Raw genomic sequence first — 24361 nt, 5'->3', positions numbered from 1 at the left:
TCCATGTTGAAAAAAGAAACAATGAAGTACTATCTGCCAATCGTTCTTTTCTTTTTGATGTTGATAGATGGCCATTTAACAAGAATGCTAGGAGAGTGGTCGAAAGGCAGTTATATGTCAAATGCCCACTTTCTGATCTTGGCATTGTTATGTTGCAGTATGGCATTTGAAAAACGCTATTTGCTAATCACCACGATTGTTCTCGGTGCAGTCTATGATGTTTACTATATCGGTGTTATCGGTATCTATGCCGTAGCTCTCCCTTTGATCGTATGGTTGATGTATGTAATGAAAGATGTTATCCACGTCAACATCTTTACTGAATTTTTCAGTATGATTATCTTTGTCACGGGGTATGAACTGTTTACGATGGTGGTCCAATTGATTTTTAAACTAGCAGTAGTAAATAACACGTATTTTATTACAAGGTTCTTAGGGCCTACACTGCTGTTGAACATGATTATTTTTGTATTATTCATTTTTCCATTTAAGAAATTATTCAGTGATGAATAATTTCTTTTTTTGTTTTTCCTCTGAAAGTAAAAAAGAATTGTTGTTATCTTAAAAAAAGCCCGTCTTAGCATGCCTTTTTCATGATCATTTTCTGAAACGAACAGTTTTGTCATTTTTAGAGGTTGTTTTGAAACATTTTTGTAACATAACTATTATATCGCTGACATACTGCTATGGTACAATTTTTATATCGTTAAGAAAGACTTAAATATATTTAGATATTTATTAAATTAAGCCAGTCGGAGGAATGAAGAGTGAAAAAGAGTTTAATATCAGCAGTAATGGTATGTTCAATGACCTTGACTGCCGTAGCATCACCGATCGCTGCCGCGGCGGACGATTTTGATTCTCAGATACAACAACAAGATCAAAAGATTGCAGACTTGAAAAACCAACAAGCAGATGCACAATCACAAATCGATGCCCTAGAAAGCCAAGTTTCTGAAATCAACACACAAGCACAAGATCTATTAGCAAAACAAGACACATTGCGTCAAGAATCTGCACAATTAGTAAAAGATATTGCAGATTTACAAGAACGTATTGAAAAACGTGAAGATACAATCCAAAAACAAGCACGTGAAGCACAAGTAAGCAATACAAGCTCAAACTATATTGACGCTGTATTGAATGCTGATTCATTAGCAGATGCTATCGGACGCGTTCAAGCAATGACAACGATGGTAAAAGCAAACAACGACTTGATGGAACAACAAAAACAAGATAAAAAAGCTGTAGAAGACAAAAAAGCTGAAAACGATGCTAAACTAAAAGAATTAGCTGAAAACCAAGCTGCTTTGGAATCTCAAAAAGGCGATCTTTTATCTAAACAAGCTGATTTGAACGTACTGAAAACTTCATTAGCTGCTGAACAAGCAACTGCTGAAGACAAGAAAGCTGACTTGAACCGCCAAAAAGCAGAAGCAGAAGCAGAACAAGCACGCATTCGTGAACAACAACGTCTAGCAGAACAAGCACGTCAACAAGCAGCACAAGAAAAAGCTGAAAAAGAAGCACGCGAACAAGCAGAAGCACAAGCACAAGCTACTCAAGCTTCATCAACTGCACAAAGCTCAGCAACAGAAGAATCATCAGCTGCTCAATCTTCAACGACTGAAGAATCATCATCAGCTGCTCAATCTTCAACAACAGAAGAATCAACAACAGCACCTGAATCTTCAACGACAGAAGAATCAACAACAGTTCCTGAATCTTCAACAACAGAAGAATCAACAACAGCGCCTGAATCTTCAACAACAGAAGAATCAACAACAGTGCCTGAATCTTCAACAACAGAAGAGTCAACAACTGTACCTGAATCTTCAACAGAAGAATCAACAACACCTGCGCCTACAACACCATCAACAGATCAAAGTGTTGATCCTGGGAACAGTACTGGTAGTAATGCAACTAATAACACAACTAATACAACACCAACACCAACACCTTCTGGAAGTGTGAATGGTGCAGCAATCGTAGCAGAAGCTTACAAATATATCGGTACTCCATATGTTTGGGGCGGTAAAGATCCAAGTGGATTTGACTGCTCAGGATTCACACGCTATGTTTACTTGCAAGTAACTGGTCGTGACATTGGTGGTTGGACAGTTCCTCAAGAATCAGCTGGAACAAAAATATCAGTTTCTCAAGCAAAAGCTGGAGACTTATTATTCTGGGGTTCACCAGGCGGAACTTACCACGTAGCGATTGCTTTAGGCGGAGGACAATATATCCATGCTCCTCAACCAGGCGAAAGCGTAAAAGTTGGTTCAGTTCAATGGTTTGCACCTGACTTTGCTGTCAGCATGTAAGAATGATTAATCAAAAAGAGTTAGTCCAGAAAAGGGCTAACTCTTTTTTTGTTGAGAGAAAATAGAAATCAGATGAATTCTTCTGTCAATTCCATGAACGTTTGGATATCTTCCATCACCATATCGATACCTGCTTGCCAAAAATCTGGTTGAGTGAGATCGACATTCAAATGTTTCTTTGCAAGCTCTTCCGTCGTCATTGAAGCAGTATCACGTAGTAAATGGATATATTCTTCTTCGAAATTTGCCCCTTTTTGATTAGCGTAAGCATAAATGCCTAAACTAAACAGGTAGCCAAAGGTGTATGGGAAGTTATAAAACGGTACGTCATCAATAAAGAAATGTAATTTTGCAGCCCAGAAATATGGATGATAAGTGGCTAAAGCTCCTTGGTAGCCTTCTTTTTGTGCTTCAACCATCATCTCTGTGATCTTATCTTCTGAGACTAATCCTTCTTGCCGTGCTTCATAGAATCGATTCTCAAAAATGAATCGAGAATGGATATTCATGAACATAGCTAAAGCATTTTGCAGTTTTGTATCTAGCAAATTGATTTTTTCTTCTTTTGTTTTTGCGGCTTTTAATGTAGCATCGGCTACGATCAGTTCTGCGAATGTACTTGCTGTTTCTGCGACATTCATTGCGTATTCACGATTTAAAGAAGGCAAGTCCCACATCGTGCTGCTATGGAAAGCATGCCCCAATTCATGAGCAAGTGTCGCAACCTCATTAACAGAATTGCTGTAGGTCATAAAGATCCTTGATTCTTTTGTTTCTGGTAACTCAGTACAATAACCACCAGGACGTTTTCCAGGACGATCTTCTGCTTCGATCCAGCTCTTTTCAAAAGCAGATTGTGCGAATTTAGCCATTTTTGGACTGAATTTATTAAAGTTTTCGATAATAAATGCAGCTGCTTCGTCAAAACTAAAGGCTTTTTCTTTCAAATCGCCTAAAATAATAGGTGCATCTTGATCCTGCCATTCCATTTTTTCTTTACCGAAAAGATTGGCTTTTCTAGTCAAGTAATCAACAAGGGGTTGTTTGTTTTTTTGGATCGTCTCCCACATGACAGACAATGTTTCTTTTTTCAAACGGTTGTATTCTAATGGTTTTTGCAGAAAATCCGTGATGCCATGAAGTTCATAGTTAGAAAGTCTGAAACCATCTAAATGATTCAAAGTATCTGTGAAGAGGGGGGCCTTTTCTTTCCATGCTTTTTCCCATGCTGCGAAAAGTGTTTCTCTGATTTTTGGATCTGGATCGCCCATCATCTTATTGAAGGTTTGGCCAGCAGATAATTCGACTACTTGGCCATCTTGTTCGAAGGGAATCGAAATGCTGGCTACAATCGTATCATAATGACTGCTCCAAGCATTTAGACCATCTAATGAGAGCGTGTTGATAATGTTCTCTTCAGCTTCTGATAATAATTGTGAACCGTCACGACGGATCTCGTTTAAACGAAATGCGATTGTTTCAAACGAACCTTGGGAAAGCATCTGATTCCAATCATTGTCAGATATTTCTGCAAATTTCTTCGACAATACTGTTTCGGCTGATTGTAGACGAGGAAGCATGGCGTAAAGCTTACCTGATAAGATCTTTGCATCTGAATCATTGACATTGGCAGAAAGCAATGCAGTAATATAGCTGTTGCATTGGGTAAAGCCGTTCGTAATCGTTTCTTGCAATTGAAGAATCGCGTTTAGCTGCTCTGCCTTGTCAGAACTAGGTGACCATTTTGTTACACGTTGATAATATTCGTTCGTTTGGTCTTCCAATTGCTTCATCCGTTGGTTCAAAGCATCAGAATGGCTTCCTCCGGGGAAAATAGAATCTAGATCCCAATTTAATGAATAACTCATGAAAAAACTCCCTTCATATTGTAATACAAAATTAAGTATAGCACTTTTTTATAGAAGAAGTCTCTATGAAAATGATTGTTGTTTCTTCAAAAAAAGTCTAAGATAAATACAGAGGTGACTTATGAATTCTTCAAAAAAACAACTGAAAAACGGAAATATTTATTTAGTGATCGCACTTATAGTCGTTGCCATCTTATTTTACAGTTCTTCTCAAACTTACGGACAGCAATCACAAGTTTCGCGATTAGAAAGCTGGCTTCCTAATCAGCCATTTAAGGACACATTAGCAGGTATACGTTTTAATTATGGTGGAAGTATCGTGAGTATCGACCATCTGGGCTATGCCAAATTTGTAGAGTTCTTTTTAAGAAAGGGCGCACATTTTGCTACTTATTTTGTTTTGGGTGGCAGCTTGTTTTTAGGTGTTTTCCCTAAACTAAAAATTTGGTGGCTGACAGCGATCCTTGCTTGGCTTTCAGCAACAGGGTACGCAGGTTTGGACGAATTCCATCAGATGATGACCGGTGGACGAACACCTATGTTCCAAGATGTCATGTTGGATTCGATCGGTGCTCTGACTGCTGTGGTATTATGTGTGCTTTTTGCGGCATTCAAGAAGCGTTTATAGATTGGCTGTGGCTTTGTTTTTTTGTGAAATAGTACTAGAATAGAAGTGTATTCTCAAAAGAACAAGGGAGGAAAAATCATGTCAGGACATAGTAAGTGGCATAATATCCAAGGAAGAAAAAATGCCCAAGATGCGAAACGAGGAAAAGTCTTTCAGAAACTTTCTCGTGAAATCTATATGGCAGCTAAAGCAGGCGGTCCTGATCCATCCATGAACCCAGCTCTGCGGCTTGTTGTGGACAAAGCAAAAGCTGCAAATATGCCAAACGACAATGTAGAACGGGCGATTAAAAAGGCTACCAGTGCCGTAGATGAAACAAATTACGATGAAATCACGTATGAAGGATATGGTCCGGGTGGAGTAGGAATCTTAGTCCATGCATTGACGGATAATCGTAATCGGACAGCGACAAATGTCCGAGTAGCTTTTACTCGAAACGGCGGGTCACTGGGAGAAACGGGTTCAGTCAGTTACTTGTTTGATCGTAAAGGGTATATCGTCATTGAACGCGATGGGTTGGCTGTGGATGAAGAGACGATGTTTGAAGATGTATTAGAGGCGGGGGCAGAAGATCTGCAAACTTCTCCTGAAGTGTTCGAGATTTATACTGCACCAGAAGATTTTGCTGCTGTACGAGATGAGCTGGAAAAAGAGTTCACTTTAGCGCAAGCAGAATTGACGATGATCCCACAAACGACGATCGATTTAAATGAGGAACAACGGGAGCAATTGGAACGTCTAGTAGATAAGCTAGAGGACGATGATGATGTCTCAGAAGTCTTTACTGCTGCTGAAATGTAAGCAGCGCATAGTTGAGATAATAAGTAAGAACGCACCTGTACGATTCGTACAGGTGCGTTCTTTTTATCAATTCTTTTTTGTTAGAAGACCAATACAGGTGTTCCTTTTTCGACCATCCCGAATAATTCCTTCATTACACTTGGCGGAGTGTTGATACAGCCATGTGAACCGCGGGTTTTCCATAAGTCTCCGCCGTATTCAGGTTGCCAGTCAGAATCGTGGATACCAACACCTGTCCAATCAATCGGCATCCAGTAATTTACTGGACTCTCGTAAGGTGTTCCGTCGTCATTTGTTCCTTTTAAAGTTGCATCTTCTTCTTTATTCCAAACATAGAAGACCCCAGCAGGTGTAGGTGTAGATGGCTTTCCGGAAACGATATCTGTTTCAAGGGCTACTTTTCCGTCTTTATAATACCACATATGCTGGTTCTCTAGATCAACTTCGATATACGTATCTTCGATCAATGGATGATCAGCGGTTGTGCCACCTTGCACAATCGGAGAACGAGTAAAGTCTTGGCCTGTCAGAATAGCTTTTTTCAACGCTTCTGTCTCGCTATCTGTTTGGATCGTCCAGCTGTAAGTGCCAACTGGGACCGTAACTTCTCCTCTTTTTGTACTTTTAAATTTTGTGTCATTCGTACTTGTGTTATACTTTGTGCCTAAATCTGTTACATATTGACGTACTTGTTCTGTATCTAAATCGACTTTTCCGTCGTAGGTCAGCCAGCTCATGATATCACTTGATGGGATCTGGAAAGTCTCACCGTTTATACTGTAAGTAGCTTTTACTTTTGCGATAGCATTCATGGATTCGAGCTGTTCTTTCAGTGAACTGTCTCCGGAGGTTACTTTTGGTTTTTCTTTGAACTCAGTTAATTCAATCGTATCTTTACCGGAATTTACTGCACTTTTTATTTGTTTGACCGCAGCATCGACGTTGATGGTATTTCCATTGACTTCAGGCTTGATAACAAAAGAGTCGCCTGATTTTTCAATTGTTGCATCAGTTGTAGGTGTCCGGTCTTTATTCAGATCAGTCAGTTTAGTTGTCAATGTCTGAACGGTAGTATCCAGTTTCTGGTGGTCTTGACTGATAGGATCGATTTCTTGTTTTTCCGCTGCTGAAACATAAGTCATTCCCCAAGTCCATCCGTTTTGTTCATTTAGGATCGGAGAAAGCTCAGAAGTGAAATCATCTTTATAGCCGAGCTCAGATTTTGGTACTTCCTGCCAGACTTTTCCATCTTCTTTAATAGCTAATTTTTTATCGGAATAAGCTTCTTTTAATTTTTCATTTGCTTTTTCGACTGTTAGATCGCTGACATTTATTCCGTTGATTTCCGTATTCGGCAAAAAATGTTTTGTGTAGTATGTACTGCGATAGGTATAAAAGCTAATCAGCACTAAGAGAACACCAAGAGCTGAAAGCAAAGCAACATGTTTCGATTTTTTTCGATGCGAAGATCTTGTCATATCGACAACTCCTTAAGTAAAAGTTTAGGGTGGAACGGTCTCATGATAGCATAATTTAGACGAAAAGACGAAGGTTATCTCTTCTTTATGAAAAAATTTAGAAACCAGAAGAGTGATAAAATAAAAAAACGGAAAACACCGTTTAGATGTTTTCCGTCATATTCAAAAATTATTCAGCGTCTAGTTTAGCAAAAGCTTCATCTAGAATTTCTTTTAATTGTTTAGCAGAAGCAGCCATGCGGTCTTGTTCGCTGTCGCTTAAAGGAATTTCGATTACTTTTTGGATACCTTGACGGTTGATAACAGCAGGTGCACCAATGTAGATGTCGTTCAATCCATATTCGCCATTCATGAAGACTGATAAAGGAAGAACAGCATTTTCATCATCTAAGATGGCACGAGTGATACGTGCTAATGCTACTGCGATACCATAGAAAGTAGCGCCTTTTTTCTCGATAATTGTGTAAGCAGCGTCACGTACGCCGAAGAATAGGTTAACCATAGCTTCTTCATCGATTTCAGGGTTGTTTTTCACCCATTCATAGATTTGCAAGCCGGCAACATTTGCATGTGACCAAACTGGGAATTCTGAATCTCCGTGTTCACCTAAGATGTAAGCATGGACATTACGTGCATCAACGTCAACTAATTCCGCAAGTGCTTGACGGAAACGAGCAGAGTCAAGAGACGTACCTGAACCGATAACGCGTTCTTTAGGGAAACCTGAGAATTTCCAAGTTGAGTAAGTCAAAATATCTACTGGGTTAGCGGCAACTAAAAAGATACCGTTAAATCCTGATTCAACGATTTGTGTGACAACATCGCGGTTGATTTTTAAGTTTTTGTTTACTAAGTCTAAACGAGTTTCACCTGGTTTTTGTGGTGCGCCAGCTGTAATAACAACTAAGTCAGCATCATGTGCGTCTGCGTAAGTAGCAGAGTAGATTTTTTTAGGTGAAGTAAATGCCAAAGCGTGAGACAAGTCAATTGCGTCTCCTTCAGTTTTAGCAGTATTGATATCCACGATACCTACTTCTTGAGCAATATTTTGAGTAACTAGAGCAAAGGCATAGCTAGAACCTACGGCGCCGTCTCCAACAAGAATAACTTTTTGATGATCTTTTTTTTCTGCAGCTGCAGTCATTTAGTATCAATCCTTCCATTGATTTGTTTTTTCCCATGCTTATGCTAACATTTCTCAAGCCCCATGTCACGCTATTTGGCTATAAAATATAACAGATAACAAGGTTGTATTATATGTAAAAGCTTACATGTGCGTTATTTCACTATTTTTATAAATCAATTATTTCATTAAACTTTGAAGAAATTTTTAATTTCTTTATCATTTATTAACGATTCTCTTTTAGCCGAAACGCTTTGTTTTGTGGTATACTATACATTGACAGTATAAAAAAGAAAAAAAGCTCGATGGACTGGACCGCTAATTAGCAGTCCAGCCTTTTGTGCTGTTTTTAGAATTAGGTGGAAAAACAAAAATGAAAATGATTGTCGGGTTAGGAAACCCAGGTACCAAATACCAATATACTAAACACAATATCGGCTTTATGGTCGTGGATCAAATTGCACGCGAACATCAAGCTACTTTCAAAAAAAATCCATTCGAAGCAGAAGTTGCCGAATTTTTTCATAATGGAGAAAAGATCCTTCTAGTCAAACCACAGACATTTATGAATGAATCTGGTCGTGCAGTCGGACCGTTAATGACTTATTTTGGGATTTATCCAGAAGAATTAGTCGTCATCTACGATGATTTGGATCTGGCAGTAGGAAAGATCCGGCTCCGTCAAAAGGGGAGTGCCGGCGGGCATAATGGTATCAAAAGTATCATTTCCCATTTGAATACGAATGTCTTTGATCGAATCAAGGTGGGAATCGGCAGACCAGAAGGAAAAAAAACAGTGGTCCAACATGTGCTTAGTCCTTTCAGCAAAGAAAACCAGCCTTTGATAGAAGAAAGCATATTTCAATCTGTTAAAGCAGTCGAATATCTCATAGAAGGGCATTCGTTCGTGGATGCGATGAATCAATTCAATTGAGAAAGGAGGAAAAGGAATGGATATCATTCAATTAGTCGGAAAAGATCCGCAAGTAAAAGAATGGATCAGCAATTTAGAAGAAAAAATGCCTAGACAACTAATCACAGGATTAGCTGGCTCAGCGAAGACGCTTCTATTTGCTCGAGCATTTAAGAAAACAAATAAAAATATGATCATTCTGATGCCAAATTTGTATTATGCCAATCAGTTAGCAGAAGATCTGCAACATGTGATTCCGCAGGATCAGATCCATTTATTTCCAGTGGATGAAGTGCTTTCTGCTGAAATGGCCTTTTCTTCTCCAGAAGCGCGAGGCGAGAGAGTCGCAACGCTCAACGCACTTCAAGAAAAAAAAGCAGGTATCTATTTGTTGCCAGTCGCAGCTTTGCACAAGCGGCTGCCGAATAAGAAAACTTGGCTACAGGCGCAATTGAATTGGCATGTTGGTGATGAGATAGATGTGGAAAATCTTCCTCGCCAATTGACTTTGATGGGCTATGTACGAGAAGAAATGGTCGCAAAACCCGGAGAATTCAGTATTCGAGGAAGCATCGTCGATATTTACCCATTAACAACAAACTATCCTATTCGTGTAGAATTATTTGATGTAGAGATAGATTCTATGCGGTATTTTGAAGCAGAAACACAACGTTCAATCGAAAAAACGGAAGAAATCTGGGTTTCTCCAACGAGTGAACAAGTCTATGGACCAAAGGATCTGGAACATGGAATAGAGCAAATGCAAAAAATGCTAGAAAAACGGCTTGCTGCGACCACAGAAGAAGCAGACCGCGAGTTTTTACAAGATTACTTCGGTCAGATGACTTCAAGTTGGCAAGCAGGTATCCCGACAGAAGAAGCAAAATTCTACTCAGATCTTCTTTACCAAGAATTTGTAACGATCTTGGATTATTTTCCTTCAAATAGTTTACTAGTCGTTGATGATTACCAGCGGATCATGGAAACAAATCGGGAAATCGAAAGGGAAGCGGCAGAATGGCATACTCAAAAAATCAGCGAATTGCGGGTTTTTTCTGAGCAGTCATTTTCAGCAGATGTACAAAGAATCGTTCAAAAGGAAAAATTTACTACAACCTTTTTCTCACTCTTCCAAAAAGGGATGGGAAATCTTCGTTTCCAAGCAATCCATAATTTTCAATATCGGACGATGCAACAGTTCTTCGGACAAATGCCATTGCTGAAAACAGAAATGGATCGTTGGCGCAAGCAAAAACAGACTGTTGTGATCTTTATTCCGACAAAGGACAGAATACGTAAAGCAGAACAAATGCTTCGAGATGAAGATATATTAGTAGTAGAAACAGAAAAAAATGCATTGATCAGAGGACAGGTACAATTAGTTGAAGGAGCTTTGCAGGCTGGTTTTGAACTTCCTCAAGAAAAAATAGTAGCTATCACAGAAAAAGAAATTTTCCAAAAAACGACGAAAAAACAAACGAGACGACAAACAGTAACAAACGCAGAGCGATTGAAAAGCTATAATGAGTTAAAAGCAGGAGATTACGTTGTCCATGCCAATCATGGTATCGGGAAATACATTGGGATGGAAACGCTAGAAGTAGATGGCGTTCACCAAGACTATATGACTATTTTGTATCAAAACGACGACAAACTGTTTATTCCTGTTACTCAACTGAATCTGATCCAAAAATATGTCGCCTCGGAAGCCAAAGCACCTCGCATCAATAAGTTAGGCGGAAGTGAATGGACGAAAACTAAACGAAAAGTATCTTCGAAAATCGAAGATATCGCTGACGATTTAATCAAACTATACGCAGCAAGAGAATCAGAAAAAGGATATGCTTTTGGTCCTGATGACGCCTACCAAAAAGAATTTGAAAATGCTTTCCCTTATTCTGAAACAGATGACCAGTTGAGAAGTGCAGCGGAGATCAAGCGGGATATGGAAAAAGAAAAACCAATGGATCGACTACTCGTAGGTGATGTTGGTTATGGGAAAACAGAAGTAGCGCTTCGAGCGGCCTTTAAAGCGATAAAGGAAAGCAAACAAGTAGCCTTTTTAGTTCCAACAACGATCTTGGCACAGCAGCACTATGAAACGATGCTGGAAAGATTTGAAGGTTTCCCCGTAAATATCGGGCTATTAAGTCGTTTCAGAACAAGAAAGCAACAAAAAGAAACCATCGAACAACTGCGCACAGGTCAAGTTGATATTGTTGTAGGAACCCATCGAATCTTGTCAAAAGATATTGAATTTAGCGATTTGGGTCTATTGATCATTGACGAAGAACAACGTTTTGGTGTAAAACATAAAGAACGATTGAAACAGTTACGTGCACAAGTGGATGTTTTGACTCTGACAGCAACACCGATTCCGAGAACTTTGCATATGTCGATGCTAGGCGTGCGGGATCTTTCAGTAATCGAAACACCGCCTGCGAATCGTTATCCGATCCAAACATATGTTATGGAAAAAAATCCTGGGGCTATCCGCGAAGCAATCCATCGAGAAATGGGACGAGGTGGACAAGTATTCTATTTATATAATCGAGTAGAAACGATCGAACAAAAAGTAGAAGAAATCCAAGAACTCGTTCCGGAAGCGCGGATCGGCTATGCTCATGGACAAATGACAGAGGCGCAATTAGAAAATACGCTCTTTGAATTTATTGAAGGTCAGTATGATGTTCTTGTCACTACGACCATCATTGAAACAGGAGTGGATATCCCGAACGCAAATACATTGTTTGTTGAGAACGCTGATTATATGGGTTTATCCACGTTATATCAATTACGCGGACGGGTAGGAAGAAGTAGCCGTGTCGCATATGCTTACTTTATGTATGAGCAGCAGAAGATCCTTAATGAAGTCAGTGAAAAACGTCTTCAGGCAATCAAAGATTTTACAGAACTGGGATCTGGATTCAAAATTGCGATGCGTGATCTTTCCATTCGCGGTGCAGGTAATCTCTTAGGTGCTCAGCAACATGGATTTATTGATGCAGTCGGTTTCGATATGTATTCTCAAATGCTGAGCGAAGCAGTGTCTCGTAAACAAGGAAAGAATAGTCAAGTGGAGAAGACCACTGTTGAGATCGACCTCGGTGTTGACGCATATCTACCTGAAACATACGTGGCAGATCAGCGGCAGAAAATCGAGATCTATAAACGAATTCGTGAACTTGATTCGCAAGAAATGCTAGATGAACTGGAAGATGATCTGCTCGACCGTTTTGGAGAATACCCAGAAGAAGTAGCACACCTCCTGACAATCGGACAGATTAAAATGGATGGCGATCGAGCGCTCTTGGAAACGATAAGGAAACAGGAGCCGCATATCGTCTTTACTCTAAGCAAAGTTGGAACGAAACGCTACAGCGTGGAACAATTATTCGAAGCGCTAACGGCGACGAAACTAAAAGCCAGTCTAGGCGTTGAAAAAGAACAGATGGTGATACGCTTGACGATTCCAAACCAAATGGAAGAAGCAGTGTGGCTTCAGGAAATCCAAAAGTTTGTCAAAGCATTGCGTGAGCAAAAATATCTGTCAGCGTAGGAAGGAGCAACGATTTGGATCATAAAGAAATGCGGCGCGTCATGCAAGGAGCATTTGTACTGACGATTGCTTCTTTCATAGCAAAAGTATTAAGTGCCCTTTACCGAATTCCCCTCCAAAACTTAGTCGGCGACGAAGGTTTTTATGTTTATCAGCAAGTTTATCCAATTTATGGGATAGCAATGACTTTAGCTTTATCAGGTCTTCCGCAGTTCATATCAAAGTACGTTGCAGAAAGAAAGAATCCTTTCGAGCGAAAGCAAGCTTTGCAAAGTCTTTATCCCTTGGTGTTTTGGACAGGCGTCTTTCTGTGGTTGTTTGTCTTTTCATTTAGCAGTTGGATTGCTTGGATGATGGGGGATATACAATTGAAACCACTGATCCAAGTAGTTTCTTTTACCTTTTTGCTGATGCCTGGTTTATCTTTTTATCGAGGGAATTTTCAAGGAAGATTTTTGATGGAACCAACGGCAGTTTCTCAAGTAGTTGAGCAGTTCGTTCGTGTTTCTGTAATCGTCTGTAGTGCATTTGCTTTTAGAAAGCTCGGATGGACGGTGTACCAAACAGGGACGGCAGCGATGAGTGGAGCCGTTTTTGGCGGGTTATGCGCATATGGAATCCTTCACTACTATGAACAAAAGATTCATGGAGGAGTATTAAGCTTCCGCCGGTTCCCATTATTCAAACAGCCACCAAAATCTTTGATCCGACGCTTTCTAGTAGAAGGCGGTCTGGTTTCGATTTATAGCGGATTACTCATCTTTTTTCAGCTGATCGACTCTTTCTTTGTAAAAAATGCTTTGGAAGTTTACGGTCTATCGGAATATGGTGCGAAGATAGCAAAAGGGGTCTATGACCGAGGGCAGCCTTTGGTTCAATTAGGTTTAGTGATTGCCACCGCATTAAGTGCGACATTTCTGCCTGCATTGACCCGTCATTTGACCAATCGGATCTATCGTCAGTTTTTGCAGACAGCCAAAATCTATCTTAGATTGACGACCGCTTTGGCATTAGCTGCATCTTTGGGATTAGCCTTACTGCTTCCTTATATCAATTATGCGTTGTTTAAAGATTATGCAGGAAATGCAGCGCTTGTATTGTTTGTTTTTTCCATTGCTTTTACTGCAGTCATCCAAGCCTATCAAAGTATTGCTCAAAGCAAGAACTCTTTTCGCCCTTCTTTAAAAGGAGCAGGATGGGGGCTCTTGGTAAAAGGATTGACTACTTCTTTTCTAACTGGTTTATTAGGAACAGCCGGAGCAAGCCTGTCTACCCTTTTAGGATTAGGTGTGACGCTTTGGTATTTTGTCCGAATCGAAACAAAAGAGCTAAATGCTTTTTGGAAAGAACGACATTTTGGGCGGAAGTTGATTATCAGCCTTCTTTGTATGACAGCAGTCCTGCTGCTGTATTATGGTGTGTTGAATATAGTGTTTGGTCCTGTAACTCATCGTTCCACTGCTTTTTTTGTCAGTGTGATAGGCGTTGGGGTTGGCGCATCTGTGTTCATTTATGCAGTGATTCGTCTCCGTCTGTTTACAGTAAGAGAGTGGCTCATGTTGCCATTTGGTAAGAAAATTCTACGATTAAACAAAAAAATCAAAAAGTGAGGAATAAGATATGCGATTAGACAAATTTTTAAAAATATCCCGAATCATCAAAAGACGATCAGTAGCAAAAGAAGTGGCTGATAAAGGAAGGATCCAAATCAACGGAAAATTGGCGAAATCTTCCAGTGACGTCAAAGTAGGCGACATTTTGAAAGTCCAGTTCGGCAACAAAACATTGGAAGTGAAAATTACGGAATTACATGAATCGACCAAAAAAGAAGATGCACAAAAAATGTACGAAATTATTTCTGAAAATCGCACAGAAACACTAGAGAAATAGATTAGACAAGCTTTCATGATATTGGTATAATGAGAAAGACAATCAAAAAAGATTGGAGCGAATCCAAGTGACGAAAAAAAGCAATAAAATCGCTGCGCTAGATACGGAATATGCAAAGAAAAAGTATGCTGAATTTCAGCAACAACAACGACAACTGGTTTTTCGAAGACGCAGACTGGCTGCAATTTTTGTTGGTGCTTTGGTCATTTTCGCGATAATAGGTGTGCAGATTTTCCATGATATGCAAAGGATGCATCAATTGAACGAATTGAGAGTCGAAGCAAATACTGAAATGAAAGAAGTCAACGCAGACGTTGATCAGCTGCACCAAGATGTTTCATTGCTGAAAGATGATGAATATGTAGCTAAACTTGCCAGAAGCAAATTCTTTTACTCAAAAGACGGTGAAAAAGTTTATCCTATATTAGAATCAAATACAGACAGCTCGACAAATGAAACAGATCAATCAACTAGTTCTACAACTGCAAAATAAGCAGGAATATAAAAAAGGGAAATAATTAGGAGGAACATTTTTTTTATGTCAATCGAGGTAGGAGCAAAACTGCAAGGAAAAGTATCAGGAATTACAAATTTTGGTGCGTTTATTGATCTAGGTGCTGGAAAAACGGGTCTAGTTCATATTAGCGAAGTGTCAAATGGATATGTAAAAGACATCCATGATGTTTTAAGTGTAGGAGATGAAGTAACAGTCAAAGTTATTTCAGTAAATGATGATGGGAAAATCGGACTATCTATCCGCAAAGCGCAGGAACAACCTGTAGAATCTGGAGAAGAAAGCCGTCCTAAAAAATTTCAACAAAAAGATTCCCGTGACAACCGCAATCGTCCAGCACAGAAAAAATCTTTTTCTCGCAGTCAGCCTTCAGCTCAAAAAGAAGACTTCGATTCATTGATGAGTTCATTTTTGAAAGATAGCGATGACCGCTTATCTTCATTGAAGCGAAACACAGAAGGAAAACGCGGTGGTCGTGGCGGACGCCGCAGCTAATAAAGCTGAAAATAATGATAATGCGACTATTTTAGTCAGAGTATCAACAGAGGGCAGGTTAATTGTCGTTTTAGACGTTTTCCCGCTCTCTTTTTTTAGGAAGAAAGGGTGTGGAAAGAATGAGCGTTGAAAAAGACGGTAAAAAAGTACCGCTATTGCAGCAGTCATTTATTCGGCACGGGAATGAACAAAGATTCTGGCAAAAAGAATCAAGGATTTTAGCAGCGGTATCAGGTGGGGTTGATTCGATGGTTTTGCTCCATTTGCTTTTGCAAGCGCAACGCCAAATCGGTTTTTCTTTGGGCGTCGTCCATATCAATCACCAATTGAGAGAAGAATCAGCAGAAGAAGCTGCTTATCTTCGCTCATATTGTGAAAAGAAGAATCTCCCTTTATATGTAAGTGTTTGGGAAGATCCGGCCAAAACGGCCATAGAAACAGCAGCCCGTAACTTTCGTTATCAAGCATTCACTCGCGTGATGGAAGAAGAACAATATGATACGTTGATGACTGCTCATCATGGAGATGATCAAATCGAGACGGTGTTGATGAAAATCATTCGTGGAGGACAGTTAAGTACTTTTTCTGGGATCAAAGAAGTACAACCATTTGCTACGGGCAGGCTTGTTCGTCCATTGCTGAGTTTCAGTAAAGAAGAATTATATGCTTATGCAGCAGAATCACAGCTTGTTTACTTTGAGGATCAGACGAACCAATTATTAGATGTCCAAAGAAATCGGCTTCGCCATTTGGTTGTTCCTCAGTTAAAACAAGAAAACACCCAGGTGATGAGACATTTTCAGCAGTTTTCGCAACAGATTCAATGGGCAGACCAAGTCATTCAAAAATGTATGGGGCAGTTAATCGAAAAGGAAGTCGAACAGTTAAAGGATCGATTTCAATTTTCAGCAGAAATGATAGAAAAAATGGAAGAAGCGGAACGATACTATTTTTTCCACTCCTTCTTCGACAAAGTATTCTCAGAAACAGGGGTCATTTTGAAAGAGCAGCAAATGACATCGATTTTAGAGCAGTGGCAACAGAAAAAAAGTCAATGGCAGCTTAGCATCGGCAACAACTGGGTACTGAAAAGAGAGTATCATTTTGTTGTACTCGCTAAAAAAGAAAAACAAGCCGCTACTCAGACAGAAGATCAGCGCTTGTTGCTTATTCCAGAACAAGGGATACAGTTGAACGAAACAGAATGGATTGGTCTGGTCAAACCTGGACATTCAGAGGACATCAAAGCAACAGATTCATGGTCTCTGTTTTCTCATGACATTTGGGTTCCCGCCGATGTGCAACTATATGTCGAAAAAAGAAAAGCAGGAGACCGTATTCAATTAACGGAGAAACTTACAAAAAAAGTATCTAGATATTTTATCGATCAGAAAGTACCTAATTCACAAAGGCAGCATGCTTGGATCATTACAGATGCCAAAAGAAATATATATAGCTTGATACCTTTTGCCTTTTCATATTTGAGTATTCGTGAAGAAACTGATAAAATACACTACATACTTCTTTACAAATATCAAAAAGAAGCAATTGGAAGGAGAACCTGATGTTGGAAAAGGATATTGAGAGAATTTTGATCTCACAAGAAGAGATACAAGTTCGTTGCAAAGAACTAGGCAAAGAGTTAACAGAAATTTACCAAAACACCAATCCCCTAGTAGTAGGTGTCTTAAAAGGAGCGGTACCATTCATGGCAGATATCGTTCGTTCTATCGATACGTATTTGGAATTGGATTTCATGGATGTTTCAAGCTACGGGAATGCAACAGTCTCGTCAGGGGAAGTAAAAATCGTCAAAGACTTGGATACAAATGTAGAAGGTCGCGATCTGTTGATCGTTGAAGATATCATTGACAGCGGAAGAACACTTGCTTATTTAGTGGATCTTTTCAAATACCGCAAAGCAAAATCAGTCAAAATCGTTACATTACTTGACAAACCCGAAGGAAGAGTAGTAAACATCGAAGCAGATTATGTTGGGTTCAACGTACCAAATGAATTTGTTGTCGGTTATGGCTTGGATTATGCAGAAGCATATCGTAACCTTCCGTACATCGGTGTATTGAAACCTAGTGTTTATCAATCAAATTAATGCTGTATCTCAATTAAATTATGGTACAATAGAATGGTCAGGATTGATAAAAAACTGTTAAATTAAATTGACGCTTAGGGAGGGCAACTATGAACAAAAAGAACAATGGCATGATGAAAAATGCCTTGTATTATGTCCTCGTAATCTTAGCGATGGTAATGGTCGTTTATTTCATTTTTGGTAATAACGGCCAGCGATCGTCAGATATCGAGTACTCAAAATTCACAGAACAACTACAAGCAGGCAAAATCAAAGAGTTTGAAGTGCAGCCTGCAAATGGTGTATATAAGATCACTGGTGAATACAAGGAACAGCAGACAGTCGCTAACAGCGGCGGGTTAGCTATCTTGGGTTCAACAGATACGACTACTACCCATTTCACAACAATCATTTTGCCAAATGATACAACATTGAGCCAAGTAACAGAACTGGCAAAAGAAAACAAAGTTGCTACAACAGTAAAAGAAGAATCAAGCAGCGGCGTATGGGTTTCGTTATTGCTTAGCTTCTTGCCGATCGTGATCATCATCTTTTTCTTCTACATGATGATGGGACAACAAGGCGGCGGTGGTGGCGGTGGCGGCCGTGTCATGAACTTTGGTAAATCAAAAGCCAAAGAAGCAGACAAAAAAGCTAATCGCGTACGTTTTTCTGATGTAGCGGGTGCGGAAGAAGAAAAACAAGAACTAGTTGAAGTTGTTGAATTTCTGAAAGATCCTCGCCGATTTGTTGAATTAGGTGCCCGTATCCCGGCAGGTGTACTTTTAGAAGGACCTCCAGGAACAGGTAAAACCTTGTTAGCAAAAGCTGTTGCCGGAGAAGCTGGCGTACCATTTTATTCGATCTCAGGTTCTGATTTCGTAGAAATGTTTGTCGGTGTCGGGGCAAGCCGTGTTCGTGATTTGTTTGAAACAGCGAAGAAAAACGCACCGGCTATCATTTTCATCGATGAAATTGATGCAGTAGGTCGTCAACGTGGTGCCGGTATGGGCGGCGGACATGATGAACGCGAACAAACATTGAACCAATTGCTTGTAGAAATGGATGGTTTCGACGGAAATGAAGGAGTAATCGTCATTGCTGCAACTAACCGTTCTGACGTACTAGATCCAGCGTTACTACGTCCCGGACGTTTTGACCGACAAATTTTAGTTGGCCGTCCAGATGTAAAAGGACGTGAAGCAATCTTACGTGTCCATGCACGGAATAAACCGATGGCCGATGATGTTGACTTGAAAGTTGTTGCTCAACAGACTCCAGGGTTTGCCGGAGCAGATTTGGAAAACGTCTTGAACGAAGCGGCGCTAGTAGCTGCTAGAAGAAATAAAAAGAAAATCGATGCTTCTGATATCGATGAAGCGGAAGATCGCGTGATTGCAGGTCCAGCTAAAAAAGATCGTGTAATCAGCAAAAAAGAACGCGAAATGGTTGCTTATCACGAAGCTGGTCATACGATTGTCGGATTAGTGTTAAGTCGCGCTCGGGTCGTCCACAAAGTAACGATTATCCCTCGCGGACGCGCCGGTGGATATATGATCGCTTTGCCAAAAGAAGATCAGTTCTTGATGACAAAAGAAGATATGTTTGAACAAATCGTAGGCTTGCTTGGTGGACGTACAGCTGAAGAAATCATCTTCAATGTCCAATCAACTGGTGCCTCCAATGACTTTGAACAAGCGACAGCTTTAGCACGAAGCATGGTAACAGAATATGGAATGAGCGATCGTTTAGGTCCCGTTCAATATGAAGGCAATCATCAAGTGTTCGTTGGCCGCGACTACGGTCAAACAAAAGCTTACTCTGAACAAGTTGCTTTCGAAATTGATCAAGAAGTACGCAAGATTTTGATGGAAGCTCATGCCAAAGCTCATGAAATCATCGAAGCTCATCGTGCACAGCATAAATTGATTGCTGAAAAACTTCTGGAATTCGAAACATTGGATGCCAAAGCAATCAAATCGTTATTCGAACACGGTGTGATGCCTGAAGGTACTGAGTCAAATGATTATCCAAGCGAAAAAGAAGCGAAAACTTTTGAAGAAGCAAAACGTGCTTTGGAAGAAAAAGACGCTGAAAAACAAGCAGAAGAAAAACGTGATTTTGAAGAAGCAAAACATGAACTGCATGAGGAAAATAAAGCAGAACATGATTCAGATTCTCAACAATCAGAAGATGATCATTCAGACGATCGATACAAATAAAAAAATATAGGTCAATTGATCTGATAGGACTCCCGAAAACCGGAACAAAAACCGGTTTTCGGGAGATTTCTTTATTTAAGATGTAAATAGGATGATGTCCTGTTTTCTAGATGATTCTGAATTATTTTTAAAAGAAGCATTCCAAAGTTGAAAAAAGCAGGAGTTGCTAGTATGATTCACTATGAGTTTAAAAACGGAAAAAGGAGTACATAACAAATGAAAGATTATCTAGTTAAGGCACTTGCTCACGACGGATTCGTACGAGCATACGCCGTTCAAGCAACAAATACCGTAGCGGAGGCACAAAGACGTCATGATACTTGGCATACGTCCTCAGCTGCTTTAGGACGAACATTAGTGGGCAGTCTGCTGCTTGGTGCAACACTTAAAGGAGAAGATAAACTAACTGTTAGAATCCAAGGCGATGGTCCAGCAGCGGGAATCGTAGTAGATGCAAATGGGAAGGGAGATGTGAAAGGCTACATCAAAAATCCGCATCTCAGTCTTCCTTTGAATAGTGAAGGTAAAATCGATGTGCGAGGAGCAGTTGGGACACAAGGGATGTTTACTGTCACAAAAGATTTAGGATTAAAAGAACCTTTTTCTGGACAAACGCCAATTGTTTCTGGAGAAATCGCTGAAGATTTTACTTACTATCTCGCTATCTCAGAACAAATCCCTTCAGCTGTTGGACTAAGTGTACTGGTCAATACTGATGACAGTATCAAGACAGCGGGTGGATTCATGATTCAAATCATGCCAGGTGCCGATGAAGAAACAATCAGCAAGATTGAGGAACAATTAAAAACAACACCAAGAATCTCTACTCTCTTAGATGAAGGACAGACACCAGAAGAAATATTGAAGGGATTGCTTGATACAGAAGAGCTGAACGTTTTAGAAAAAATGCCTGTTCAATTCAAATGTGACTGTTCGAAAGAAAAATTTGCAGAAGCAATTATCGCGCTAGGTGCAGAAGAAATCCAAGCAATGATAGATGAAGATCATGGAGCAGAAGCGGTATGCTCTTTCTGTAACAATAAATACAAGTATAGTGAAGAAGAATTAGCTGGATTGAAGAAAGAAGCCTTAGGAGGAATTTAAGTGGAACACAAATGGAAAATCGGCAATGTTGAAATCCCTAATCGTGTCGTTGTTGCGCCGATGGCTGGAATAACAAATTCAGCATTTCGAGTCACTGTCAAAGAATTTGGTGCAGGCTTAGTCGTATGTGAAATGATCAGTGACCAAGGTATCCATTTCAGAAACAAAAAAACTTTAGAGATGCTCCACATTGAAGAAGCAGAACATCCATTAAGTTTACAGATATTTGGCGGGAACAAAGACAGCCTAGTTGAAGCCGCTCAATTTGTCGAAGAAAACACAGCTGCAGATATAATAGATATCAATATGGGCTGTCCAGTAAACAAAGTGATCAAAGCAGAAGCAGGGGCAAAGTGGCTTTTAGATCCTGAGAAAGTATACGAAATGGTTAAAGCTGTTTCTTCAGCAGTAGATATCCCTGTAACGGTCAAGATGCGTATCGGTTGGGATGAAGAACACGTCTTTGCTGTAGAAAATGCATTAGCAGCACAATCAGCTGGAGCAAGTGCCATCGCTATGCACGGGCGTACGCGGGTTCAGATGTATGAGGGAAAAGCAGATTGGGAAATATTAAAAGAAGTAAAAAAACATCTCACCATCCCATTTATGGGGAACGGGGATGTCAAAACACCCGAAGATGCAAAACGGATGCTTGATCATGTTGGTGCAGACGGTGTGATGATTGGCCGGGCAGCTTTGGGAAACCCATGGATGATTCATCGTACACAGCATTATCTAGAAACAGGAGAACTGATTCCTGAGCCAACACCAGCCGAAAAGATTGCTACAGCTAAACTTCATTTACAACGCTTAGCAGATCTCAAAGGAGAAAAAGTAGCATGTAGAGAATTCAGAACACATGCGGCTTATTATTTAAAAGGGATTCCTCGAGCAGCAAAAGTGAAAGTAGCAATCAATCAGACAGAAAATCAGCAAGAAATCAATGATCTGCTGGATCAATTTGTAGAAAAAGCAGAAAAAGTACTATTGAAACAAACGTTGTGATTTCTAAGTTTTTCGTGAATTTTCAAGCCGAAATTCCAAGTTCGGCTTGCTTTTTTTGTGTTTCATTGGCATTATAGGAAAGAGATTAACATGAGAATGGAGGAACTTTTGTGACACAGGAACAACAACATCAAGTAGAAGATTTAAATGATCAAATGCTTGTACGTCGTCAAAAAATGGAACAATTGCGTGAAGATGGAATTGATCCATTTGGAAAAAGATTTGAACGCACACACAACTCAGAAGAATTGCATGAACTATTTGATCCAAGAACAAAAGAAGAACTAGCAGAGATGGGATTGACCGCTAGTGTAGCTGGTCGTATGATGACTCGCCGAGGAAAAGGAAAAGCTGGATTTGCGCATCTACAAGATCGTGAAGGCCAAATTCAAATTTATGTGAGAAAAGACCAAGTAGGTGATGAAGCCTATGAAGTATTCAAACATGCAGACCTTGGAGATTTCTTTGGTGTAACTGGACAAATCATGAAAACAGACACAGGCGAAGTTTCTATCAAAGCTTCAGAAATCACGATTTTGTCAAAAGCACTTCGTCCACTGCCAGATAAATACCATGGCTTGACGAATATTGAACAACGCTACAGACAACGCTACTTGGATTTGATCAGTAATCGCGAAAGCTTTGACCGATTTATGAAACGAAGCCAAATTATCAGCGAGATCCGTCGTTATTTAGATGGCAATGGCTATATCGAAGTAGAAACGCCAGTATTGCATAATGAGGCAGGTGGAGCCGCTGCTCGTCCGTTCATCACGCACCATAATGCACTGGATATTGATTTATATTTGCGTATCGCGTTGGAGCTTCATTTGAAACGACTAATTGTCGGCGGAATGGAAAAAGTTTATGAAATCGGTCGTGTTTTCCGTAATGAAGGGATTGACACTACGCATAATCCAGAATTTACGATGTTAGAAGCATACACAGCATATACTGATTTCAATGATGTAATGAATCTGACAGAAGGTATTATCCGTAACGCAGCTCAAAAAGTACTAGGGACAGCGAAAATCACATATGATGGACAAGCTGTTGACTTAGAAAGCGACTTTAAACGTATCCATATGGTAGATGCGATCAAAGAACAAACTGGTGTAGATTTCTGGAAAGAAATGACATTGGAAGAAGCATTAGCCTTAGCTGAAAAGCATAACGTAGAAGTAACAGAAGCGATGGGAGTCGGACATGTTATCAATGAATTCTTTGAAACGTTTGTTGAAGAAACGTTGACACAACCGACATTTGTTTACGGACATCCAGTCGAAGTTTCGCCTTTAGCGAAGAAAAATCCAGAAGATCCTCGATTCACAGACCGATTCGAACTATTTATCGTAGGACGCGAATTTGCTAATGCCTTTACAGAACTAAACGATCCAATTGATCAAAGAGAACGATTTGAAGCACAAGAAAAAGAACGTGAACTAGGGAACGATGAAGCTCACGGTGTAGACGAAGACTTCTTGGAAGCATTAGAATACGGTATGCCGCCAACTGGTGGTCTAGGTATCGGGATTGACAGATTAGTGATGCTGCTAACTGACGCTCAATCCATTCGGGACGTTCTACTATTCCCAACAATGAGATAATCAAATAAAAGCTGTCTAGGGGACTCCTTAGGCAGCTTTTGCTATGTAGAAAGCAACAAACAATAACGAATGTTCAAAAGCTGTTATCAAATATTGCAGACATTAATGGAGCCGAAAGCGAACGATGAAGAAAGAAAAGTAGTAAATAATCGCTTATTGAAAAAAACTTGAAAAAATACAAAAAATTCGTTGACCAAGATAAATTTAGTTGGTATATTATTACTTGTCCAAAAGACAGAAGGAAATATTTCTTCAAAAACATAACAAAAAAGTTATTGACATGTTGCTAACGACATGATAAGATAACTGAGTCGTTAAAAAAGAACAGCTTGCGAAGCTTGATTTTATCGAAAAAACTTCAAAAAAAGTTCTTGACAAATAACAAACGATAAGTTATGATAAATGAGTTGCTGAAAGATTTCGAAAAACGAAATCGAAAAAAACTTTTAAAAAAGAGTTGACAATCGCTTGTTACTCTGATATGATATAAAAGTTGCTACGGTAACCAAAACAAATCGGAGAAACGCTTCCGATGAAGTAGACCTTTGAAAACTGAACAAAGTAAGACAAACCAAACGTGTAGGGCGTCTTGATTCAATTCAAGACAACAAACATTTTTAACAAGCAAGCAATATGCTAGCAAACAAATTGAGCTTAACAATCGCAAGATTGTTCGAACTTTTTATGAGAGTTTGATCCTGGCTCAGGACGAACGCTGGCGGCGTGCCTAATACATGCAAG

At 39.8% G+C, this 24361-nt stretch carries 19 protein-coding genes and 1 rRNA gene; 17 read left to right on the top strand and 3 right to left on the bottom strand.

Annotation, left to right across the window (positions count from 1 at the left end; all coding sequences use genetic code 11):
• Positions 1–3: 3 nt before the first annotated feature.
• Together mreD and RWU19_RS02050 are read left to right on the top strand one after the other, a co-directional pair.
• A complete protein-coding gene (gene mreD, locus RWU19_RS02055) occupies positions 4–513 on the top strand; it encodes a rod shape-determining protein MreD (RefSeq protein WP_002315901.1) in 510 nt (169 codons plus the stop codon).
• Between the two features lie 254 nt (positions 514–767).
• Positions 768–2324: an NlpC/P60 family protein gene (locus RWU19_RS02050; RefSeq protein WP_123837801.1), complete on the top strand. Its 1557-nt coding sequence runs from the start codon at positions 768–770 to the stop codon at positions 2322–2324.
• Between the two features lie 68 nt (positions 2325–2392).
• On the opposite strand, the gene RWU19_RS02045 is transcribed toward RWU19_RS02050, so the two are convergent.
• Entirely contained in the window at positions 2393–4192 is a 1800-nt protein-coding gene (locus tag RWU19_RS02045; protein WP_123837802.1) for a M3 family oligoendopeptidase, read from the bottom strand.
• A gap of 121 nt (positions 4193–4313) precedes the next feature.
• Between RWU19_RS02045 and RWU19_RS02040 the strand changes: the two genes are divergently transcribed.
• Positions 4314–4820, top strand: coding sequence for a VanZ family protein (locus RWU19_RS02040; protein WP_024635044.1), 507 nt, complete (start codon positions 4314–4316; stop codon positions 4818–4820).
• 78 nt (positions 4821–4898) lie between these two features.
• Positions 4899–5621 carry a YebC/PmpR family DNA-binding transcriptional regulator gene (locus RWU19_RS02035; RefSeq protein WP_002290927.1) on the top strand — a complete coding sequence of 241 codons (723 nt, stop codon included), beginning with the start codon at positions 4899–4901 and terminating at the stop codon, positions 5619–5621.
• 80 nt (positions 5622–5701) lie between these two features.
• Here RWU19_RS02035 and RWU19_RS02030 read toward each other — a convergent pair whose 3' ends face one another.
• A complete protein-coding gene (locus tag RWU19_RS02030) occupies positions 5702–7099 on the bottom strand; it encodes a L,D-transpeptidase family protein (RefSeq protein WP_002329834.1) in 1398 nt (465 codons plus the stop codon).
• Between the two features lie 169 nt (positions 7100–7268).
• Positions 7269–8243, bottom strand: a complete 975-nt coding sequence (locus tag RWU19_RS02025) for an L-lactate dehydrogenase (RefSeq protein WP_002287399.1) — start codon at positions 8241–8243, stop codon at positions 7269–7271.
• A 352-nt stretch (positions 8244–8595) separates the two neighbouring features.
• Between RWU19_RS02025 and pth the strand changes: the two genes are divergently transcribed.
• The 13 genes from pth to RWU19_RS01960 all read left to right on the top strand — a co-directional run.
• On the top strand, positions 8596–9156 hold the full coding sequence (pth, locus tag RWU19_RS02020; protein ID WP_002315906.1) for an aminoacyl-tRNA hydrolase: 561 nt from the start codon (positions 8596–8598) through the stop codon (positions 9154–9156).
• A gap of 16 nt (positions 9157–9172) precedes the next feature.
• On the top strand, positions 9173–12694 hold the full coding sequence (gene mfd, locus RWU19_RS02015) for a transcription-repair coupling factor (protein ID WP_123838291.1): 3522 nt from the start codon (positions 9173–9175) through the stop codon (positions 12692–12694).
• A 14-nt stretch (positions 12695–12708) separates the two neighbouring features.
• Complete coding sequence (locus RWU19_RS02010) at positions 12709–14304, top strand: polysaccharide biosynthesis protein (RefSeq protein ID WP_002290933.1); 1596 nt, start codon at positions 12709–12711, stop codon at positions 14302–14304.
• Positions 14305–14314: 10 nt separating this feature from the next.
• A complete protein-coding gene (locus RWU19_RS02005; protein ID WP_002287407.1) occupies positions 14315–14584 on the top strand; it encodes an RNA-binding S4 domain-containing protein in 270 nt (89 codons plus the stop codon).
• A gap of 67 nt (positions 14585–14651) precedes the next feature.
• The gene (locus RWU19_RS02000; RefSeq protein ID WP_123838292.1) at positions 14652–15077 is read left to right on the top strand and encodes an FtsB family cell division protein; all 426 of its coding nucleotides are present in this window, start codon (positions 14652–14654) and stop codon (positions 15075–15077) included.
• A gap of 45 nt (positions 15078–15122) precedes the next feature.
• A complete protein-coding gene (locus RWU19_RS01995; RefSeq protein ID WP_002290937.1) occupies positions 15123–15593 on the top strand; it encodes a S1 domain-containing RNA-binding protein in 471 nt (156 codons plus the stop codon).
• Between the two features lie 119 nt (positions 15594–15712).
• Positions 15713–17158, top strand: coding sequence for a tRNA lysidine(34) synthetase TilS (gene tilS, locus RWU19_RS01990; protein WP_123838293.1), 1446 nt, complete (start codon positions 15713–15715; stop codon positions 17156–17158).
• Positions 17158–17703: a hypoxanthine phosphoribosyltransferase gene (gene hpt / locus RWU19_RS01985; RefSeq protein ID WP_002287415.1), complete on the top strand. Its 546-nt coding sequence runs from the start codon at positions 17158–17160 to the stop codon at positions 17701–17703. The genes tilS and hpt overlap by 1 nt, the downstream gene beginning before the upstream one ends.
• A gap of 89 nt (positions 17704–17792) precedes the next feature.
• Positions 17793–19904, top strand: a complete 2112-nt coding sequence (gene ftsH / locus RWU19_RS01980; RefSeq protein ID WP_002290943.1) for an ATP-dependent zinc metalloprotease FtsH — start codon at positions 17793–17795, stop codon at positions 19902–19904.
• Between the two features lie 216 nt (positions 19905–20120).
• Positions 20121–21008, top strand: coding sequence for an Hsp33 family molecular chaperone HslO (gene hslO, locus RWU19_RS01975; RefSeq protein WP_002310401.1), 888 nt, complete (start codon positions 20121–20123; stop codon positions 21006–21008).
• Positions 21009–22013: a tRNA dihydrouridine synthase DusB gene (gene dusB / locus RWU19_RS01970; RefSeq protein WP_123838294.1), complete on the top strand. Its 1005-nt coding sequence runs from the start codon at positions 21009–21011 to the stop codon at positions 22011–22013.
• Positions 22014–22123: 110 nt separating this feature from the next.
• Positions 22124–23620 (top strand): lysine--tRNA ligase, encoded by a 1497-nt coding sequence (gene lysS, locus RWU19_RS01965; protein ID WP_002290948.1) that lies wholly within the window; start codon positions 22124–22126, stop codon positions 23618–23620.
• A 680-nt stretch (positions 23621–24300) separates the two neighbouring features.
• Positions 24301–24361: ribosomal RNA gene (locus RWU19_RS01960) — 16S ribosomal RNA — on the top strand; the annotation flags it as partial.

It is taken from the genome of Enterococcus sp. 2STP, from assembly GCF_032465635.1.
Taxonomy (GTDB): domain Bacteria; phylum Bacillota; class Bacilli; order Lactobacillales; family Enterococcaceae; genus Enterococcus_B; species Enterococcus_B lactis.
The sequence above is the reverse complement of the archived record's forward strand: the minus strand, read 5'-3'. Positions and strand labels throughout refer to the sequence as shown.